22 protein-coding genes are annotated in these 17,698 nt (G+C 41.5%); 10 read left to right on the top strand and 12 right to left on the bottom strand.

What is annotated here, in order from left to right:
- On the bottom strand, window positions 1–1,386 hold the full coding sequence (locus AC6H4V_RS01685) for an FAD-linked oxidase C-terminal domain-containing protein (protein WP_497607216.1): 1,386 nt from the start codon (window positions 1,384–1,386) through the stop codon (window positions 1–3).
- Window positions 1,355–2,188 carry a plasminogen-binding N-terminal domain-containing protein gene (locus AC6H4V_RS01680; protein WP_497607215.1) on the bottom strand — a complete coding sequence of 278 codons (834 nt, stop codon included), beginning with the start codon at window positions 2,186–2,188 and terminating at the stop codon, window positions 1,355–1,357. Before AC6H4V_RS01680 ends, AC6H4V_RS01685 begins: the two co-directional genes overlap by 32 nt.
- Window positions 2,189–2,305: 117 nt before the next feature.
- Between AC6H4V_RS01680 and AC6H4V_RS01675 the strand changes: the two genes are divergently transcribed.
- On the top strand, window positions 2,306–3,514 hold the full coding sequence (locus AC6H4V_RS01675) for a peptidoglycan DD-metalloendopeptidase family protein (protein ID WP_497607214.1): 1,209 nt from the start codon (window positions 2,306–2,308) through the stop codon (window positions 3,512–3,514).
- A gap of 114 nt (window positions 3,515–3,628) precedes the next feature.
- On the opposite strand, the gene AC6H4V_RS01670 is transcribed toward AC6H4V_RS01675, so the two are convergent.
- The 5 genes from AC6H4V_RS01670 to AC6H4V_RS01650 all read right to left on the bottom strand — a co-directional run bounded on the left by AC6H4V_RS01670 (window position 3,629) and on the right by AC6H4V_RS01650 (window position 7,364).
- Window positions 3,629–5,608, bottom strand: coding sequence for a primosomal protein N' (locus AC6H4V_RS01670; protein ID WP_497607213.1), 1,980 nt, complete (start codon window positions 5,606–5,608; stop codon window positions 3,629–3,631).
- A gap of 30 nt (window positions 5,609–5,638) precedes the next feature.
- Complete coding sequence (locus tag AC6H4V_RS01665) at window positions 5,639–5,995, bottom strand: type II toxin-antitoxin system VapC family toxin (RefSeq protein ID WP_497607212.1); 357 nt, start codon at window positions 5,993–5,995, stop codon at window positions 5,639–5,641.
- A gap of 2 nt (window positions 5,996–5,997) precedes the next feature.
- Entirely contained in the window at window positions 5,998–6,213 is a 216-nt protein-coding gene (locus AC6H4V_RS01660) for a hypothetical protein (RefSeq protein WP_497607211.1), read from the bottom strand.
- 174 nt (window positions 6,214–6,387) lie between these two features.
- Window positions 6,388–6,819: a type II secretion system protein gene (locus tag AC6H4V_RS01655; protein WP_497607210.1), complete on the bottom strand. Its 432-nt coding sequence runs from the start codon at window positions 6,817–6,819 to the stop codon at window positions 6,388–6,390.
- A 101-nt stretch (window positions 6,820–6,920) separates the two neighbouring features.
- On the bottom strand, window positions 6,921–7,364 hold the full coding sequence (locus tag AC6H4V_RS01650) for a prepilin-type N-terminal cleavage/methylation domain-containing protein (protein ID WP_497607209.1): 444 nt from the start codon (window positions 7,362–7,364) through the stop codon (window positions 6,921–6,923).
- 196 nt (window positions 7,365–7,560) lie between these two features.
- Here AC6H4V_RS01650 and AC6H4V_RS01645 point away from each other — a divergent pair, with 196 nt between their 5' ends.
- Genes AC6H4V_RS01645 through AC6H4V_RS01620 form a run of 6 tightly spaced genes read left to right on the top strand, consistent with a single transcriptional unit; the run spans window position 7,561 to window position 11,238 of the window.
- Window positions 7,561–7,782: a hypothetical protein gene (locus AC6H4V_RS01645; protein ID WP_428728929.1), complete on the top strand. Its 222-nt coding sequence runs from the start codon at window positions 7,561–7,563 to the stop codon at window positions 7,780–7,782.
- Complete coding sequence (locus AC6H4V_RS01640; protein ID WP_428728928.1) at window positions 7,772–8,098, top strand: type II toxin-antitoxin system RelE/ParE family toxin; 327 nt, start codon at window positions 7,772–7,774, stop codon at window positions 8,096–8,098. The genes AC6H4V_RS01645 and AC6H4V_RS01640 overlap by 11 nt, the downstream gene beginning before the upstream one ends.
- A 56-nt stretch (window positions 8,099–8,154) precedes the next feature.
- On the top strand, window positions 8,155–8,586 hold the full coding sequence (gene flgB, locus AC6H4V_RS01635; protein ID WP_497607208.1) for a flagellar basal body rod protein FlgB: 432 nt from the start codon (window positions 8,155–8,157) through the stop codon (window positions 8,584–8,586).
- A gap of 10 nt (window positions 8,587–8,596) precedes the next feature.
- The gene (flgC, locus tag AC6H4V_RS01630; RefSeq protein WP_497607207.1) at window positions 8,597–9,091 is read left to right on the top strand and encodes a flagellar basal body rod protein FlgC; all 495 of its coding nucleotides are present in this window, start codon (window positions 8,597–8,599) and stop codon (window positions 9,089–9,091) included.
- Window positions 9,092–9,107: 16 nt separating this feature from the next.
- Window positions 9,108–9,413, top strand: coding sequence for a flagellar hook-basal body complex protein FliE (gene fliE, locus AC6H4V_RS01625; RefSeq protein WP_497607206.1), 306 nt, complete (start codon window positions 9,108–9,110; stop codon window positions 9,411–9,413).
- A 34-nt stretch (window positions 9,414–9,447) separates the two neighbouring features.
- Window positions 9,448–11,238: a peptidoglycan D,D-transpeptidase FtsI family protein gene (locus AC6H4V_RS01620; RefSeq protein ID WP_497607205.1), complete on the top strand. Its 1,791-nt coding sequence runs from the start codon at window positions 9,448–9,450 to the stop codon at window positions 11,236–11,238.
- On the opposite strand, the gene panC is transcribed toward AC6H4V_RS01620, so the two are convergent.
- Complete coding sequence (gene panC / locus AC6H4V_RS01615) at window positions 11,185–12,006, bottom strand: pantoate--beta-alanine ligase (RefSeq protein ID WP_497607204.1); 822 nt, start codon at window positions 12,004–12,006, stop codon at window positions 11,185–11,187. The two genes, AC6H4V_RS01620 and panC, sit on opposite strands and share 54 nt — an antisense overlap.
- Window positions 12,007–12,060: 54 nt before the next feature.
- Between panC and prfB the strand changes: the two genes are divergently transcribed.
- Window positions 12,061–13,158: a peptide chain release factor 2 gene (gene prfB / locus AC6H4V_RS01610; RefSeq protein ID WP_497607203.1), complete on the top strand. Its 1,098-nt coding sequence runs from the start codon at window positions 12,061–12,063 to the stop codon at window positions 13,156–13,158.
- On the opposite strand, the gene AC6H4V_RS01605 is transcribed toward prfB, so the two are convergent.
- Window positions 13,136–13,465 (bottom strand): hypothetical protein, encoded by a 330-nt coding sequence (locus tag AC6H4V_RS01605; RefSeq protein ID WP_497607202.1) that lies wholly within the window; start codon window positions 13,463–13,465, stop codon window positions 13,136–13,138. The two genes, prfB and AC6H4V_RS01605, sit on opposite strands and share 23 nt — an antisense overlap.
- A gap of 29 nt (window positions 13,466–13,494) precedes the next feature.
- Between AC6H4V_RS01605 and AC6H4V_RS01600 the strand changes: the two genes are divergently transcribed.
- Together AC6H4V_RS01600 and AC6H4V_RS01595 are read left to right on the top strand one after the other, a co-directional pair.
- Entirely contained in the window at window positions 13,495–14,208 is a 714-nt protein-coding gene (locus AC6H4V_RS01600) for an arginyltransferase (RefSeq protein WP_497607201.1), read from the top strand.
- A 25-nt stretch (window positions 14,209–14,233) separates the two neighbouring features.
- Window positions 14,234–14,467, top strand: a complete 234-nt coding sequence (locus AC6H4V_RS01595) for a hypothetical protein (protein ID WP_497607200.1) — start codon at window positions 14,234–14,236, stop codon at window positions 14,465–14,467.
- A gap of 62 nt (window positions 14,468–14,529) precedes the next feature.
- On the opposite strand, the gene fusA is transcribed toward AC6H4V_RS01595, so the two are convergent.
- From fusA to rpsL, 3 genes are all read right to left on the bottom strand, one after another.
- Window positions 14,530–16,620, bottom strand: a complete 2,091-nt coding sequence (gene fusA / locus AC6H4V_RS01590; RefSeq protein WP_497607199.1) for an elongation factor G — start codon at window positions 16,618–16,620, stop codon at window positions 14,530–14,532.
- A 12-nt stretch (window positions 16,621–16,632) separates the two neighbouring features.
- On the bottom strand, window positions 16,633–17,100 hold the full coding sequence (rpsG, locus tag AC6H4V_RS01585; protein WP_300694305.1) for a 30S ribosomal protein S7: 468 nt from the start codon (window positions 17,098–17,100) through the stop codon (window positions 16,633–16,635).
- Window positions 17,101–17,219: 119 nt separating this feature from the next.
- Window positions 17,220–17,600, bottom strand: a complete 381-nt coding sequence (gene rpsL / locus AC6H4V_RS01580) for a 30S ribosomal protein S12 (RefSeq protein WP_300694307.1) — start codon at window positions 17,598–17,600, stop codon at window positions 17,220–17,222.
- Window positions 17,601–17,698 lie beyond the last annotated feature (98 nt).

Below are 17,698 nucleotides of genomic sequence, written 5' to 3'. Positions count from 1 at the left end.
TTAAGACAATCCCATCTTAAAAGGATTCAAGATATTGTTAGGGTCAAATGCCATTTTGATGGATTTGAAAAGTGCCATCTCTTCTGGGGTAAATGCCATTTTCATGTAAGGTGCTTTTGCAAGTCCTATGCCGTGTTCTCCGCTCAGCGTTCCGCCCAAATCTATGGTTGCCTGAAACACCTCTTCTATGGCTTGATATGCGATTTTTACCTGCTCTGGGTCTTTGCCATCCACCATGACGTTTGTATGCACATTACCATCGCCCGTATGTCCAAAACATGGAATTTTGACATTGTACTTGTCGGCTATGGCATAAAACTTCTCTAAAAGTTCAGGAAGTGCAGAGCGTGGGACTGTGACATCCTCGTTAAGTTTTTTACTTCCATAAACACTCAGAGAAGGAGAAGCATTACGTCTTGCGAACCAGAGGTCAGAGGCCTCTTGCTTATCTTTTGCGATTTTAAACTCACTGCATCCATTCTCTTTAAACACCTTCTCGATTTGTGCTAACTGAAAGTCCAAATCCTCTTCTAAGTTCCCATCCACATCCGTTACCAAAAGCGCGCCCGCATCCACAGGCAGTCCTTTTTTGTAGGTCTGTTCCACCGCTCGTATGGTAAGGTTGTCCAAAAACTCCATAGCAACAGGGGTAATACCGCTTGCCATCGTTTTATAGACCGCATTCATCGCCTCGCCAACACTTCCAAAGATTCCCATCGCTGTTTTTGTCATCTTTGGTTTTGGGATAAGCTTCAAAGTTATCTCGGTCAAAACCGCCAAAGTCCCCTCAGACGCTATCAAAATCCCGCTGATGTTGTACCCAGCCACATCTTTGATGGTACGTTTGCCCGCTTTGATGATATCGCCGTTTGGAAGTACTGCACGTGTTGCCATCACATAATCTTTTGTGATGCCGTATTTCGCCGCACGCATACCGCCCGCATTTTCGCTTACATTGCCGCCGATACTAGAGTACTCTTGACTTGCAGGGTCAGGCGGATAGAAAAGTCCTACCTCTTCAACTGCACGCTGCAAATCCATGTTGATAACCCCCGGTTGAACCACCGCAACCATGTTTTTCATATCAATCTCTAGGATTTTGTTCATATGTTTTTCCATAGCAAGGACGATGCCTCCGCTACTTGGAAGTGCGCCGCCCGTAAAACCACTCCCCGCACCACGAGGAACTATAACGATACGATGCTCGTTACAGTATTTTAAAATCTGGCTGACATCCTCTTCATTTCTAGGAAAGATGACCGCATCAGGCTCAAAACGCTCACGTGTCGCATCATACGAGTAAGCGATAAGATGTGCTTTGTCGCTATAGATATTTTCGCTTCCTACTACTTGACTAAAATAGTCCAAATGTCTTTTTTCTATCATCTTTTTTCCCTTCAAAATCAAACTCTTCAAGCAAATCTTCAAACTTCTCGCCACCGCTCTTTACTATCTCATAAAGCTCTTTATGGCTTGGATTCGCCTCTATCATCAACTCGTAGTAGTGTGGCTCATACTCCTCAAGCGCATCACTTCCCTCTCCCCACCAATTATCCTCAATCTCTTCAACTCTCGTGTAAAACGGCAGTTTCGTCTCTTTTTGCTCTACTTTTGCATCTGTAATAGCTAAAATCTTAAAACTCTTTGCATCAAGCGTAAAGACTTTGTTTTGCAAAAAGAGGAAAACAAGTCCTACGGAGCTATCGATGCTCATTTGCGCAAAGTCGCTTCTTAGCGGCGTCGGGTGACCATTGAAAGAGAGCAGTGTTGCAAAAAGATCTGGATGAACCCACTGAAGAGCAGAACTCTTTGTGATTCTGTAGTAAATCTCCTCACTTGGAGCTATTAAAAGCCCTCTGGTGTAGCCAAATGCCAAAACAACCTCATCGCCGACCTTGACACCCCACTTTCCTTTTGGCAATGCACCGCTACTTAGTGCATCATACTCACTTATGGAGAGTTTCGCTTTTTTTGTACTTGCGTCAAAACTCTCAACTAGTGCGCTTGCAACGATGCTTCTTTTGCCATCCGCAATGGTATGCACTACAAACCCACTCACACCCACATCAATCTTATCTACCTGAATCGTTACTTGGGTTGCATCTTCATTCACCCCAATTACAGGAGATTGTACGACAGCCCCAAAGAGTTGTAACACCGCAAGAACCCATAAAAATACATGCTTCATTTTTGTCCACTTTACAAATAATATGCTGCGATTATAGCAAACAAACCTCACACTAAGGCAAATTTTGTTAAAGTTTTAAAATTATTTTTCAAAATTCTTATGTTATGGTTTTTTAGTATGATACGATTATTCCTCTTTTTATTTTTAGCAACATCCCTCTTTGGGGCGCGCGTTGAGACCTTTCGATGGAGCAATGGCGAGACCTATCTCTCTTTTTTAGAGAGAAACAAACTTCCCCTCAAACCCCTTTTTTACAACCTAGATGAAGATGAAAAACAGCTCACAGAAGAGATCATATCGGGTGTTGGCTGCAAAGAGACACGTGAGAAAGATGGCTCTCTTCTACAAGTCTTTATCCCCCTCAACGAAGAGCTACAAATCCACATCTACAAACACAAAGAGGACTATTTTTTCGAGACGATTCCCATCATAAGCGAAACAAAAACAGAAGCTTTTATCATCAAAATCCAAAACTCCCCTTACCAAGACATCCTTGATGAGACAGGCTCCAAAAAACTCGCTACCATTTTTCTCGAGGGGTTTCAGAACTCTCTGAACTTCAAAAGAGACCTTAAAAAAGGGGATACTCTTGCGATGCTTTATGAGCAGAAGTACCGTTTAGGACAACCCTTCTCCATGCCCACACTCAAAGCTTCCATGATAGAGGTGCATGGCAAAAGACATTACGTCTATTTAGGTGCTGATGAGAAATACTACAACCAAGATGGAAGTTCCCTTCAAGGCTATTTTCTAGGTACTCCAGTAAAAAACGCAAGAATCTCCTCACACTTTACAAAAAAAAGGTTTCACCCAATCCTTAAAAAGTACCGTGCGCATCTAGGCGTGGACTATGCGGCAGGACGTGGCACTCCTATCTACTCAGCCGGAGATGGAAGAATTTCGTTTATAGGAGATTCGGCAGGATACGGAAAGGTAACCAAGATTCAACATAGCGATGGATATCTCACTCTCTATGCACACCAAAACTCTTTCAAAAAGGGACTAAGGAATGGCTCAAATGTCAAAAAAGGAGAAGTTATTGGTTATGTGGGAAGCACAGGGCTCTCCACGGGACCGCATCTTCACTTTGGTCTCTACAAAGATGGAGAAGCTATCGACCCGTTGCGTGTTGTGCAAGTCGCTACCAAAAAGATCTCAGCTAAAGAGAAAGAAGCTTTTTTCAAACTTAAAGAAAACTACAACAAAGATATAGATTCCCATATCACTAATGAGACCAAATTTGTAAGAGCCTCCATGCCAGAAAACGTCTGCTACTTTTTTGACAAAGACGAAACCAAACATGAGCAGTCTGCTCCAGCGAGTTAAACTTTCAAGACGTACGTTTTGTATCGGAAGTAGGGCTTTAGCCCCGCCAAAAGTTTCATTCACATAAACGAGGCTAAAGCCTCATTTTTTGCAAAAGAGTGCGATGCCAGTTATCTAACCAAATTCCACTGGGTCCATATCTATCTCAGCAAGAGCATTTTTACACGCACTCACCGCTTTGATGATATCCGTGCTCTTGTCTGAGCGCAAAAGTATCTCAAAGCGGTACTTATCCGCCACTCTTTCAATCCCACACTTCCCAAAACCTACAATTTCAACAGTCTCAAACGAGCGTAAGCGCTCCACCATCTCGTGCATCGCCTCTTGCGCCTTCACTCCGTTTTTATGAGAAAAAAGAACCCTGCAAAGCTTTTTATAGGGCGGATAAAGCTCTTTGCGATACTCTTTTTCTTCTTCTAAAAATGCCTTATAATCTTGCACAAAAGTTTTGAAAAACTCCTCATTAAAACTCTGCACAAGCACTTTTGCACTCTCTTTACGCCCGCTTCTCCCTGCTACTTGTATAAGCGTGGAGAGCGCTTTTTCTCTGGCTCTATAGTCTGGCATACCCAGCATGTTATCCATCCCTAGTACTACTGCCAGCGCTACACCGTGGTAGTCATGCCCCTTACTAAGCATCTGCGTACCGATGAGGATATCTATCTCTTTGGCATTAAACCGCTCCAGCATCTGCTCAAGCTTTTTTGCCGTGGTGATAGTATCTCTGTCAAACTGCTCTACTCTGGCTTCACCTATCTGCTCTCGCACCTCTTTAAGCGCTTCCGCCGTTCCTAGCCTAGAACTTACCAGATGCTCACTGCCGCACTCTGAACATTTTTGCGGTATGGCTTGCGCAAAGTTGCAGTAGTGGCACTTTAGGGAGCGGGTTTTTTGATGCACGCTCATCCCAACGCTGCAAAAAACACACTTGTATGTATAGCCACAATCCCCGCAAATAAGATACTTAAAGTTCGCACGAGTAGGAAGAAAAAGGATAGACTGCTCTTTTTGCCCCACACTTTTTTGCAGATACTGCACTACAAGCGGTGAGAGCGTCTCGACACTCCGCTCATAGACAAACTCTTTTTTAGCGTTAAAATAGCCACCTTTAAGTCTAAAATGCGGAAACTTAACATAGCTAGTCAAACTCGGCGTAGCACTCCCAAGCACAACAGGCACATTATGTACCTTTCCCATATAGATGGCGATGTCTCGTGCATTGTAGCGTGGGCGGGAGGAGGATTTGTAGCTATCGTCATGCTCCTCATCCACCACCACAAGCCCCAAATCCTCTATTGGCAAAAAGAGAGCCGAACGAGGACCTGCTACTATCATCGCACTTCCGTCATAGATAGCTGCGAGTGCTTTTTTCTTCTGAGACGGCGAGAGTTTAGAGTGCCAAAAAACAACACTCTCTCCAAAATGAAGCTTTAGTCGCTTACTCATCTGAGGTGTCAGCGAGATTTCAGGCATAAGAAAGATAGAGCGCTTTTTTTGTAAAAGCATCTCTTCAAAGTAACGCATATAAATCTCTGTCTTACCGCTCCCCGTATCGCCAAAAAGTAGTGAGACGGGATGTTTTTGCAAAAATTCAAACGCTTCGTTTTGTTTGTCTGAGAGAGTGATATGGGCAAAAGAGAGCGAGGCTAAAGCCTCACTTCCAAAACCTCCCTCATCAACACGGAAGTGGGACTTCAGTCCCGCATCAAGAGAAGACGAGGCTAAAGCCTCACTTCCAAAACCTCTCTCATCAACACGGAAGTGGGACTTTAGTCCCGCACTAAGAGAGGACGAGGCTAAAGCCTCACTTCCAAAAGGGGTCATAGCCCCCAGCGCCTCGCCAAGCGAACAAAAGTAGTAAGAAGCCATAAAAGTCGCTATTTCAAGCTGTTTAGACGAATAGCAACATCCACCACTCTCTAAAATCTCCAAACACTCAAAAGAAGGCTTATCACACACCCCCAAAACCACGCCCTCAACCTCTTTGCTGCGCATAGGAACGGTTACTTTTGTGCCAACAGAGATGGTATGCCGACTTTTATAGGTCAATGGTTCTAGTGGTGAGTTAAGAAGTGTGATGTTATAGTGGTTCACTAGCTATCAATCAAAATTTACCAAATTTTTTCATATTTGATGTAACTCTATAGTTTTAACGATTTGAGCATTAAGAAGCTGCTTATCTGATGTCACCAAAATAGCATTATTATCCAACGCACTCGCTACAATGATACTATCGGGGAGTTTAAGTTTTGACTCTTTTCTGATTTGTATGGTTTTTTCTTTGACACTTTTTGTAAGCTCTACGGACTCAAATTGGCTTAGCAATCTTTTTAAAACCTCTGCATCACTCTTTGTGAGATTGGCATAAGATAGTAACTCAATCTCTGTAATAACAGATACCAAATATCTACCGTCTTTTAGTTTTAAACCCTGATTTAAGGCATAGACGATAGTGTTTGTGTCAAGCAGATATTTACTCACACCTAGTTCCACTCAGCTCGTATCTCTTGTTGCCATTTGAGAGGGTCTTGGATAGCTTGAAATGCTTCGATTTTATAAGCAGACATATCGATAAAAGAGTACTCTTTCTCTTCTGCTCTATCCTCTACAACTTGAATTTCACTTGTGTTTAGATTTTTCAACAAAAACATCAAATGTGCATAAGCGCTGTCGCCTACATTGAGCTTGATTGTATGCACCTACATCTCCTTCTCTTTATCTCACAATATCAAAGAACCATTATATTCAATTTTGTTTGGGATGTCAAAATGGATTTTTCTCGCTCCCATGCTCCTGCGTGGGAGTGTCTCTTGTGGGCTGATGTCATAGTTTGCATTCCCACAGAAACCGTGGGAACGAGAGAGAACTATCAATTATTCGATAAGTTGGCTGCAGTAAGTTCCTGTTGTACATTTGAATGTGCCGTTGGTATCTTCGTACACAAACGATGTTGGAGTTGAGCCTACATAATAGCGGTATGTGCCGTTATTTGTCCCGTCTCCTCCGTCATCCCATTTGCCTGAAGCAGAGCTACTTGTAAAACCTTGCGTAAGAACACCATCAAAAAGTTTACCACCACCACTTAAATTCGCAGAAGTTATCCAACTTGCATCCCCTTTTATAAGCCTTGTCTGACGCTCATTGACTATCGCCGCTCTTATGGTTGCGACATCGCCTTTGCCTTTGGCTATATCTGCTTGTTCTCTCACACCTGCAAACTTTGGAAGTGCCACGGAAGCGAGTATGCCAAGCACTACGATAACAAAGATAAGTTCTATGACAGTAAAAGCATGAGAGCGTTTCATAAAAAACCTTGCATAATAATTTTAAAATTATCCAGAGATAACTTGAAAATAACTACTTTAGAGTATGCATTCCACCTCGGGAGAGGTGGAACGAGAAAAAACTACTGTATTAAATCAGTACCATTATAAAGATTAAAACTAGGTGAAGAAGTTGAGTTTCCATCAGTACAAGTTACTTTATAAGTTGCGAAATTGGTAGCACCTGCTAGAAATGCATTAGTAGTCGCATTTGTATCACCGCACGCAGTGACCACATACGAACCAGTAAACTCTTCTGGTATTGGTAGCTGAGTTACAAGGTCTTTTATATAGTTAGTTGTACCATAGTTTGTACCTTTTATACTACCATTATCACCTTGTGTTAACGACTTAGACCAAAGTGCAGGACCAACAGTTCTGTTTAACGTCCCAACAAACGCCTTCATCTTACCCTCATGTGCTTGCTCAGAAACACCAATAAATTTCGGAAGCGCAACAGCAGCCAAAATACCTAAAATAACGATTACGAAAATCAACTCTATCATAGTAAAACCAGCTCTTTTCATAAGAACTCCTTTTGTAGAAAAATTTGGGTTACACTCATAACCTTAGCTACCATTATGAAGCATAGAAGATTAATTGTTGCTTAATGTGATATTTCTTTTCGTTCCACCTCTTTCGAGGTGGAATGCATACGCAGAAATATATTTAAGGTGAGAAGATTTTGTGGTACAATAAAAAAAATATAAAGAGAGGCTGCAGATGAAAACACTTACCCTTGAGATAAGAGATGAAACAATCTTTGAAAAGGTTATCTGGATGTTGCAACATTTTAAAAATGATGGTTTAATCATAAAAGAGGATGTTTACCCCACACAAGAAGATGCCAAATCAAGCATAAAGCGAGCTGTAAATGAACTCAACATGGCTAAAGATGGCAAACTAAACGCCAAGCCCATAGAAGATTTGCTCAATGCCTTATAGCATCGTCACACTTCCAGAATTTGATAAAAATGTTAAAAAACTTGCAAAGAGATACAAAAATATCAAAAATGATTTGTCATCTCTAGCTTCAGAACTCAAAAACAACCCAAAGTCAGGCACATATCTTTTTAACAACTGTTATAAAATCAGGCTTGCAAACTCAAGCGTTCCTACTGGTAAAAGTAAAGGATTTAGAGTGATAACGTACTTCATAGATGAACACTCAAACATTTACTTACTTGCAATTTACTCAAAATCAGACCAAGAAAATATAACCGATTTAGAAATAATAGAGCTTCTTAGAGAAATTAAATAAAAAAGATTTGATTTGGAACTCTATTTGCTTATAACAACCAAAAAAGAGGAGTATTTATGAGTATAGAAGTTTCAGCAACCCATGCACTTGCTGCTAAAGCGCTTGATTATAGAGCTATTCGTCAAGATATGATATCTTCTAACATCGCAAATGCAGATACTCCTTTTTATAGACCGCGTGACATCCGTTTTGAAGATATGCTTGCACAGGAAAAGGCGAAGGTGCTTGGGCAGAGTAGTCCAAAACTTGAGATAGCGCAGACCAGTGGGGCGCATTTTGCGCTTCAAGATGAGCAGAGTGCATCTAAGGCAAAGACTTTTTTTCGTGATGGACATATGGCTCGTAATGATGGCAACAGTGTTGATTTGGATGTGGAGACGACAGAGATGAGCAAAAACTCTCTTATGTTCAACGCTCTTGTCAATGCGATGCGAAAAGATAGCGGTATCTACAAGAGCGTTATCGACGCCTCTTCAAAAGTTAGTTAAAGGTTAAAATATGTCAAATTTTTTAAACAGCTTTGATATCAGCGGTTATGGGCTCTCTGCACAGCGTGTGCGTGTCAACACCATTTCACAAAACATCGCCAATGCACAGACAACAAGAACGGATGAGGGCGGACCTTACAGACGCAAAGAGGTAGTTTTTAAAGCTATCGACTTTAATGAGCAGTTTAACAAGGCTCTTGATGCCATAAGTGAGAGTGCAAAGTATGAAGACCCCCTAAACGAAGGGGCTTACGGTGCGAAGGTCAATCCTGCTATAATGAGCGTTATAGTTGACAAAATCTCCAGAGATGACAAAGAGCCTCAAATGAAGTTTGAGCCAAACCATCCTGATGCAGACGCAAACGGGTATGTTGCCTACCCAAACATTAACCCCGTTATCGAAATGGCCGATTTGGTAGAAGCAACACGCAGCTATCAGGCAAACGTAGCGGCTTTTGAGAGTTCAAAAAACATAGCAAACAGCGCAATTTCGCTGTTGCAGTAAGTAAAAGAGGAAGAGTATGAGTGTGATTGATGGTATTTCGGGTATTTCATCTGCCGAACTGTTAAAACAAAAAAGTGCGGTTGAGAGTAGCAGCGGTGGCGGAGAAGATTTTGCACAGCATCTCAAATCTGCTATCAACGATGTCAATGATTTGCAGAAAAAGAGCGAGAAAGCGCTTGGCGACATGGCAACCGGACAGGTAAAAGACCTGCATCAAGCAGCCCTTGCCATAGGAAAAGCGGAGACGAGCATGAAACTTATGCTTGAGATAAGAAACAAAGCACTCAGTGCTTATAAAGAATTGGGCAGAACTCAGCTATAATCTGTTTTAAAAAAATTGATATAGCGTAAGAAGTATGATTAACCAAAATAAAAGCAAAAAAATAGCTATTCTTTACGCCTTACTCGTTGTTGGTTTTTTGCTTTTTTTAGCAGCGATGCTCGCAACCGTGCTCAAATCACGTGATCTTCCGTCTCTCTACACAAAAAACAGCTCCAAAGCAACACGCGGTTCTATCATCAGTGCGGATGGTTACCACATCGCAACTACCGTAAAGCTCTACAAAGCCATCGTCAACACACACTACATCGACCCGCTTAAAAAAGATCTTTTTGTAAAACTCTTTAGTATCTACTCCGAGATAGATGCCAAAGAGATAGAGAAGAAGCTAAACACTCAAAAAGGAGTAGTGGTTCTTAGCTACAATATCCCGCAAAAACAGGCACAGTACCTCAAGCAACTCGCGTATGAGTTGCGACGCTTAAAAGTTTTTATGGAGATTAAAAGCCCCTCAACTGGGAGAACCTCACTCCATGGACTAAGCATCATCGAGAGTGGGGAGAGCCGAGAGTACGCTTATGGCAAACTCCTCACCCCAATTTTGGGTTATCCCCACAAAATAGAAGAGGATGGATACACCTATGTCAAAGGGGTAAAAGGGATAGAGAGAAGGTTTGAAAATGAACTTCAAGCAAAAGAAGATGAGTTAAGCCAAGGACTAAGAGACGTCAACAGCTACATTATCCTCAACAAAAACAGCTTTACCAAGCAAGAGGTAAACGGGCTTGATGTCAAACTAACCATCCCTATCTCTTTGCAGATGCGTGTGGAAAATATGCTTGATATCATGAAAGAGGATTTGCGTGCCAAAGAGATTATGATAAGCGTTATGGAAGCATCTACTGGAAAAGTGCTCGCAATGGCAAGTTCCAATAGATTTTTGCCAAAAAATATCGAGACCGAGGACTATAAATCACTTAACAGCTCCATGATAGAGTATAGTTTTGAACCGGGGAGTGTTATCAAAGTGGTTACTTTTGCGCTATTGCTTGACAAAGGGCTTATCAATCCTTATGACATGGTCAATGGGCACGGTGGACGCTATACTATAGGCAAGAAGACGATTACCGATGAGCATAGGTTTGATAGACTTAGTGCAGAGGAGATTATCATCCACTCCTCAAACGTAGGTATCGCGCAGATTGCTCAAAAACTCTCAGGCGGGGAGTTTAACCAAGGTCTTATGGATTTTGGTTTTTCCAAAGCTTCTACGCCTGATTTGGTTTATGAGAGAGTGGGTTCTGTGCCAAGTACGATGCAGCTTAACAACGAAATCTATAAAGCGACATGCTCTTATGGGTATGGTATGCGTGCAAATCTGATGCAGCTTATCCGTGCGTATAGCGCCTTTAACAACAATGGAAGAATCGTTACACCAAAACTCGTTGACTCTTTTATAGACAAGCGCAAAAAAGAGATAGCTACGCCTTATGAAGAGCAAGTTCAAGTCATTAGCACCGCAACGGCGCAGCGCATAAAAGATATCCTTATCAAAACGGTCAATGAGGGAACAGGGACAAAGGCAAAAACAGAGGGGCTTGAAGTTGGCGGTAAAACGGGAACAGCCCATATCGTCGAGGGTGGCAGATATGTCAATGAGTACAACACTGCTTTCATAGGCTTTGCAAATGACACGCAAAGCAAATATACTATCGGCGTTATTGTTATCCGACCTAAAAAGAGCCAGTTTGCCGCACAAACGGCAGTGCCTGTCTATAAAAAAATCATTGATTTGCTTGTCGAAGAGGAGTACTTAAAGCCAAATATTGTCGAGCAACCGAGTCCCGCCGACAACAACCTCCACTAAAATAATGCTATTGCCAAGTTCTACGTGCGAGATTTGAACAAACTCACGGTTGACAATAGCGACATAGGAAATCTCAAGCGGCGCTAAAATCTCTCTCATATTTTCTACTATGGTGTTTGCGTCCAAAACTCCGCGCATCACCATTGCAGTGGCACTACGCAGCGATGTGGCGATTTTGAGCGACTCTTGCCTCTCTTGTGTACTCAAGTAAGCGTTGCGGCTACTAAGTGCTAAACCATCTTTTTCTCTTACCGTATCGACTGCAACGATAGTTACGTTCATAAAGAGTTGCTTTACCATGAGCATAATGAGATTGAGCTGCTGTGCATCTTTTTTGCCAAAATAGGCTCTTGTCGGGTTGACAATGTTAAGGAGTTTCATAACCACCGTTAAAACGCCGTTAAAATGCCCAGGGCGGCTCTCTCCCTCTAAGATGTAGCCTCGCACTTTTGGCGCAAGAAGAGAGACTTCATCCTCGCCGTATATATCGCTTTCCTGCGGGAAAAAAAGCACATCCACTCCACTGAGTTTGCATATGAGCTTATCTGCTTCATCTTTTTTAGGATATTTCTCCAAATCCTCTCCCTTTAAAAACTGGGTAGGATTTAAAAAGATAGAGACTACGACGACTTCATTCTCCTCTTTTGCCCTTAAGATAAGTGCTCTATGTCCCTCATGCAAAGCGCCCATTGTCGGGATGAAACCAACAGTGCGCTTCTCGTTTTTAAGGTACTCTTTTAACTCAAAGGGAGTAGAAATAATCTTCATTTTAAGCCTCATTTTAATATAATCGCGGAATTATACAACAATGGAATTACATTTATGGACAACTACGAATACACCGAACTTTTAAAAAATCTTTCCAATAAAATGAGCAATATTACGGGTGTTGTTGAACCTAGCAAACTTGAAGCAAGACTAAGTGAGATAGATGCGCTTGAGAACTCTCAAGATTTTTGGAATGATGCTGAACAAGCTGCCATCATCCAAAAAGAGAAAACCCAATGCGAGCGCAAACTCAAAAAGTACAACCTTGCCAAAAATGCCATAGATGACGCAAAAGAGCTTTACGAGATGGCAAAGGCGGAAAATGATGAGGAGCTTATCAAGGAAGCGTATGATGGCGCTACGCATCTTGAAGATTTGATTCGCACCATGGAGATTGAGGTACTTTTAAGCAACGAGACAGATGGGAACAATGCCATACTTTCCATCCACCCTGGAGCAGGCGGAACTGAGTCGCAAGACTGGGCTTCGATGCTTCTTCGTATGTACAAACGCTTTGCAGAGAGACGTGGATGGAGTGTAGAGGTGCTTGACTACCAAGCAGGCGATGAGGCGGGCATAAAAGATGTCTCTTTGCTTATCAGTGGTGATAATGCCTATGGCTATCTCAAAACAGAAAATGGTATCCACAGACTTGTGCGTATCTCCCCTTTTGATTCCAACGCCAAAAGACACACCTCTTTTACCTCTGTTATGGTCTCTCCTGAGGTTGATGATGATATCAACATAGAGATTGAAGATAAAGATATCCGCATCGACACCTACCGTTCAAGCGGTGCAGGCGGGCAGCATGTCAACAAAACAGAGTCCGCAATCCGCATAACGCACATAAAGACAAACGTGGTTGTGCAGTGCCAAAACGACAGAAGCCAACACAAAAACAAGGCAACTGCTATGAAGATGCTCAAATCTCGTCTTTATGAGTTAGAGCTAGAGGCTCAAAAGGCGTTAGCAGATGGCGTGCCAAAGAGCGAGATAGGCTGGGGGCATCAAATCAGAAGCTACGTTATGCAGCCATATCAGCAGATAAAAGATACCAGAAGTAACATCGCTTACTCAAACATCGCCGCTATTCTTGATGGAGATATCGACAAGATGATAGAGGATGTGCTTATATCTCAGAATCGTTCTTAGATAAAAAGCTATAACCTAAAAAAATAACTCCAAATGCGATAGTAAGAATTGTAAAATATTGAATCTGCGCTTCTTGGGCATTTTTAAGCTCCTCTACAAATTTAGAAGCTGATGGTTCTTGTTTTGTCGTTGATGTGCCGCCACGAACACTCGCTTCCATTCGCGCTACATTTGCAGCGGCAATCTCATTTTCACTGATGCCCTCTTTTGGCGCACTCCAAAAAAATGCCACTACACCTACAATGAGCATCAATGCACCCAACGACCTAAAGATAAGTAACTTATATTTCTGAAATATCTCTTTCATTCTTCTGCTTTTTTTCCTATAATTTTATTATGAATATACTTAAAGAGTTTCAACTAGAGGACAAATGCTCCTATCTTGAGGGTAAACATCAGACAACCCACTACAAAGCCATTGAAGAGTGCTCTGCCTCTTTTTGTCAAGAGCTTATCGAACGTGGCTACAGAAGGTTTGGCAAAATCTTTTTTCGTCCTGAGTGCAGTGCTTGTAGTGAGTGTCAAAGCATCAAGATAGATGTACAAAACTTTCACTTCTCTGCATCTGCTAGAAGAGTATTGCGCAAAGCCTCCTCCATCAAAAGCTACATCCGCAAGCCAACTCTTAGCAAAGAGCATCTGGAACTCTTTGACAAATACCATCTTTTTATGCAAGAGAAAAAAGGGTGGGAGTCCACACCAAAAAGTCCACAAACCTACTATAGCTCTTTTGTGGATGCTCACTATGACTTTGGATATGAAGTTTTGTACTATTTGGATGAAAAACTTATCGGAGTAGATCTTATAGATATTTTAGAAGATGGTATCTCCTCTATCTACTTCTACTATGACCCAGACTACTCAAGCTACTCGCTAGGAAGGCTCTCCCTCTACAACCAGATACTTTTTGCACAGCGTTGGCACAAGAGGTGGATTTACCTCGGTTACTACGTACAAGATTGTCCTTCACTCTCCTATAAATCTTCTTATACTCCCTACCTCACTCTTAATGGGCGACCAAATTTGGATGAAGAGGCGATTTGGTTTTAATTTTAGCATTTGGTATAATTGCGCCATGATGAAAAAAATAGCAACTGAAATACTCTACTTTATGGTTCTCTTGTTGATTCTCGCATTTATGCAACATCCTGATTTACTATCATCTCCTCTTGAGAGAGTAAGTCTGATGGCAGAAAAAGGGAATTTTATCCATCCATTTTTATGGACATCTGCTGTTTATTTGGTAGTTGGTCTGGTACGATTGATAGTAAAATATGCACTTTATCTCAAAAATAGAAAGAAAAATTAGAAAGGAATTTTGATTTTGAGGGAGGAGATAATACTTCAAAAATGAAGTATTATCTAGCTAATTTAGCCATTTCTCTTTTTGATAATCTCTTCAGAGACATTTCTTGGAACTTCTTCATAGTGATCAAATTCCATAGCGTATGTAGCTCTACCTTGTGTTGCAGAACGAAGGTCAGTTGAGTAACCAAACATCTCAGCAAGTGGAACGAAAGCGTCAACAATTTTGTTTCCAGCTCTATCACCCATTGCACTGATTTGTCCGCGACGACGATTTAAGTCACCGATAACGTCACCCATATAGTCCTCAGGAACTTCAACTTCTACTTTCATGATTGGTTCTAAAATCGCAGGATTTGCTTTTCTACAACCCTCTTTAAAGCCCATTGAAGCAGCAAGTTTAAATGCCATCTCGTTTGAGTCAACTTCGTGGTAAGAACCATCATAAAGAGTGATGTCCATATCTTCCATTGGGTAACCCGCAAGAACACCGTTGCTCATAGTTTCAGCACACCCTTTTTCAACTGCAGGAATATACTCTTTTGGAACAACCCCACCCTTGATTTCATTGTGGAACACAAAACCTGTACCAGCTTCACCTGGCTTAATTCTAAGATATACGTGACCAAATGCACCACGTCCACCAGACTGTTTTGCATACTTGTACTCTTGCTCAACTTCTTTTCTGATAGTTTCACGGTAAGAAACTTGTGGCGCGCCAACTTCAGCTTCTACTTTAAACTCTCTTTTCATACGGTCAACAAGGATTTCAAGGTGCAATTCGCCCATTCCTGAGATAATTGTCTGTCCTGTCTCTTCATCTGTATGAACTCTAAAAGATGGATCTTCAGCAGCAAGTTTAGCAAGTGCTAGACCCATTTTTTCTTGGTCAGCTTTTGTTTTTGGCTCAACTGCAACAGAGATAACCGGCTCAGGAAATACCATACGCTCTAGGATAACTTTGTCATCTTCTGAACAAAGAGTATCTCCTGTAGTAGTGTATTTTAGACCAACAACCGCAGCGATTTCGCCAGCGTAAACTTCTTTAATCTCTTCACGTTTGATAGCATGCATCTTCACGATACGACCAATACGCTCTTTTTTATCTTTTGTAGAGTTGTGAACAAATGAACCAGCCTCTAGTGAACCACGATAAACACGGATAAATGTCAATGTTCCAACAAATGGGTCTGTCATAATCTTAAATGCAAGAGAAGCAAATGGTCCATTATCTGTTGATGCAACAACAACTTCTTGCTCTTCATCATCCATCATAGTTCCACGAATCGCCGCACACTCAGTTGGAGCTGGAAGATAAGCAACAACAGCATCAAGAAGAGTTTGAACACCTTTGTTTTTAAACGCAGTACCTGCTGTCATTGGAACAATGTGCATACCGATTGTAGCAGCTTTGATACCTGCAACAATCTCCTCTTCCGTTAGCTCTTCGCCATCTAAATACTTCTCAGCAAGATGCTCATTGCCATCAACTTCAGAGATTGACTCAATCATTTTTTCACGGTACTCTGCAGCTTTATCAGCCATATTTGCCGGAATCTCTTCAACATGGTAGTTTGAACCCATTGCAGCATCTTGATCCCAAACGATAGCTTTCATCTTTACAAGGTCAATAACACCTGCAAAACGCTCCTCTTCGCCGATTGGAAGTTGGATAGGAACCGGATTACCTTTAAGACGAGTACGGATTTGCTCTTCAACTTGGTAGAAGTTCGCACCCGTTCTGTCCATTTTGTTAACAAATACAATCGATGGTACGCCATAACGATTTCTCTGTCTCCAAACAGTCTCAGATTGAGGTTGAACACCACCAACTGCACAGAAAACTGATACAGCACCATCAAGAACACGCATAGAACGCTCAACTTCGATAGTAAAGTCAACGTGGCCCGGAGTGTCGATGATGTTGATTTGCTTTCCTGCCCATTCACAAGTTGTTGCAGCTGAAGTAATCGTAATACCACGCTCTTGCTCTTGTTCCATCCAGTCCATAGTAGCAGCACCATCATGAACTTCGCCGATTTTATGTTCACGACCTGTATAGAATAAAATTCTCTCAGTCGTTGTCGTTTTACCCGCATCGATATGCGCAGCAATACCAATATTTCTTACGTCTTCTAGCTTATGTGTTCTTGCCATAATATTTTCCTATTACCAGCGATAGTGAGCAAATGCTTTATTTGCTTCAGCCATACGGTAGGTATCCTCTTTTTTCTTGAATGCATTTCCTTTATCAGATGCTGCATCCATTAACTCATTTGCCAATCTCTCAGCCATTGTTCTCTCGTTTCTTTTACGAGAAGCATCGATTAACCATCTAATTGCTAAAGACAGCTGACGCACTGGGCGTACTTCTACTGGAACTTGATAAGTAGCACCACCAACACGGCGACTTTTTACTTCGATGATAGGCTTAATGTTTTCAATAGCATTGTTAAATGTATCGATACCAACATTGTCTCCACGAGAACTGATGATATCTAAAGCGCTGTAGATAATCTTTTCAGCTGTGCTTTTTTTGCCATCGTACATTACTTTATTGATAAACTTTGTTAAAACCTTGCTTCCATGGATAGGGTCTGGCATGATTTCACGAACGGGAGCTTTTCTTCTTCTCATTTGTAATTTTCCTTACTTCAATTTTTTAAATTTACTCAAAATATACCACTCAAGGCATATCCTGTGCTCTTTTGTTCTTTTGCTTTGCCTCTTAAAATAGGCAGAGCCAACTTAAGTGGTTACTTTTTTACTTTAGGTCTCTTAGTTCCGTATTTAGAACGAGAAACTTTACGGTTAGCAACACCCGCAGTATCTAACGCACCACGAACGATATGGTACTTAACACCCGGTAAGTCTTTGATACGACCGCCACGAACAAGAACGATAGAGTGCTCTTGAAGGTTGTGTCCCTCACCCATAATATAAGAAATAACTTCAAAACCAGAAGTTAAACGAACCTTCGCAACTTTTCTTAAAGCCGAGTTAGGTTTTTTTGGTGTAGTTGTGTAAACACGAGTACAAACACCACGACGCTGTGGACATGATACAAGAGCAGGTGATTTTGATTTCTTAACCACTTTTTGACGCTCTTTTCTAATCAATTGATTAATTGTAGGCATACAATTCCTTTACTTAATTTTTCCAGTAGAATTTAACTCACTATTTTCTAGGGAGTTATAGACGCGTGATTATAGTAGAACTATAATAAAAAAGAGCT

The organism is Sulfurimonas lacustris (genome assembly GCF_059705355.1).
Note: the sequence above shows the minus strand (reverse complement) of the source record. Positions and strands in the feature narration are given on the sequence as shown.

Bases quoted from the DNA above. Each gene is read 5' to 3' on its own strand.
- AC6H4V_RS01640 (WP_428728928.1), top strand. From the start codon at position 7,772: ATGCCTTATAGCATCGTCACACTTCCAGAATTTGATAAAAATGTTAAA.
- AC6H4V_RS01650 (WP_497607209.1), bottom strand. From the start codon at position 7,364: ATGAAAAGAGCTGGTTTTACTATGATAGAGTTGATTTTCGTAATCGTT.
- fliE (WP_497607206.1), top strand. From the start codon at position 9,108: ATGAGTGTGATTGATGGTATTTCGGGTATTTCATCTGCCGAACTGTTA.
- AC6H4V_RS01685 (WP_497607216.1), bottom strand. From the start codon at position 1,386: ATGATAGAAAAAAGACATTTGGACTATTTTAGTCAAGTAGTAGGAAGC.
- AC6H4V_RS01675 (WP_497607214.1), top strand. From the start codon at position 2,306: ATGATACGATTATTCCTCTTTTTATTTTTAGCAACATCCCTCTTTGGG.
- rpsL (WP_300694307.1), bottom strand. From the start codon at position 17,600: ATGCCTACAATTAATCAATTGATTAGAAAAGAGCGTCAAAAAGTGGTT.
- AC6H4V_RS01680 (WP_497607215.1), bottom strand. From the start codon at position 2,188: ATGAAGCATGTATTTTTATGGGTTCTTGCGGTGTTACAACTCTTTGGG.
- AC6H4V_RS01605 (WP_497607202.1), bottom strand. From the start codon at position 13,465: ATGAAAGAGATATTTCAGAAATATAAGTTACTTATCTTTAGGTCGTTG.
- flgB (WP_497607208.1), top strand. From the start codon at position 8,155: ATGAGTATAGAAGTTTCAGCAACCCATGCACTTGCTGCTAAAGCGCTT.
- rpsG (WP_300694305.1), bottom strand. From the start codon at position 17,100: ATGAGAAGAAGAAAAGCTCCCGTTCGTGAAATCATGCCAGACCCTATC.
- flgC (WP_497607207.1), top strand. From the start codon at position 8,597: ATGTCAAATTTTTTAAACAGCTTTGATATCAGCGGTTATGGGCTCTCT.
- panC (WP_497607204.1), bottom strand. From the start codon at position 12,006: ATGAAGATTATTTCTACTCCCTTTGAGTTAAAAGAGTACCTTAAAAAC.
- fusA (WP_497607199.1), bottom strand. From the start codon at position 16,620: ATGGCAAGAACACATAAGCTAGAAGACGTAAGAAATATTGGTATTGCT.
- AC6H4V_RS01595 (WP_497607200.1), top strand. From the start codon at position 14,234: ATGATGAAAAAAATAGCAACTGAAATACTCTACTTTATGGTTCTCTTG.
- AC6H4V_RS01655 (WP_497607210.1), bottom strand. From the start codon at position 6,819: ATGAAACGCTCTCATGCTTTTACTGTCATAGAACTTATCTTTGTTATC.
- prfB (WP_497607203.1), top strand. From the start codon at position 12,061: ATGGACAACTACGAATACACCGAACTTTTAAAAAATCTTTCCAATAAA.
- AC6H4V_RS01620 (WP_497607205.1), top strand. From the start codon at position 9,448: ATGATTAACCAAAATAAAAGCAAAAAAATAGCTATTCTTTACGCCTTA.
- AC6H4V_RS01645 (WP_428728929.1), top strand. From the start codon at position 7,561: ATGAAAACACTTACCCTTGAGATAAGAGATGAAACAATCTTTGAAAAG.
- AC6H4V_RS01600 (WP_497607201.1), top strand. From the start codon at position 13,495: ATGAATATACTTAAAGAGTTTCAACTAGAGGACAAATGCTCCTATCTT.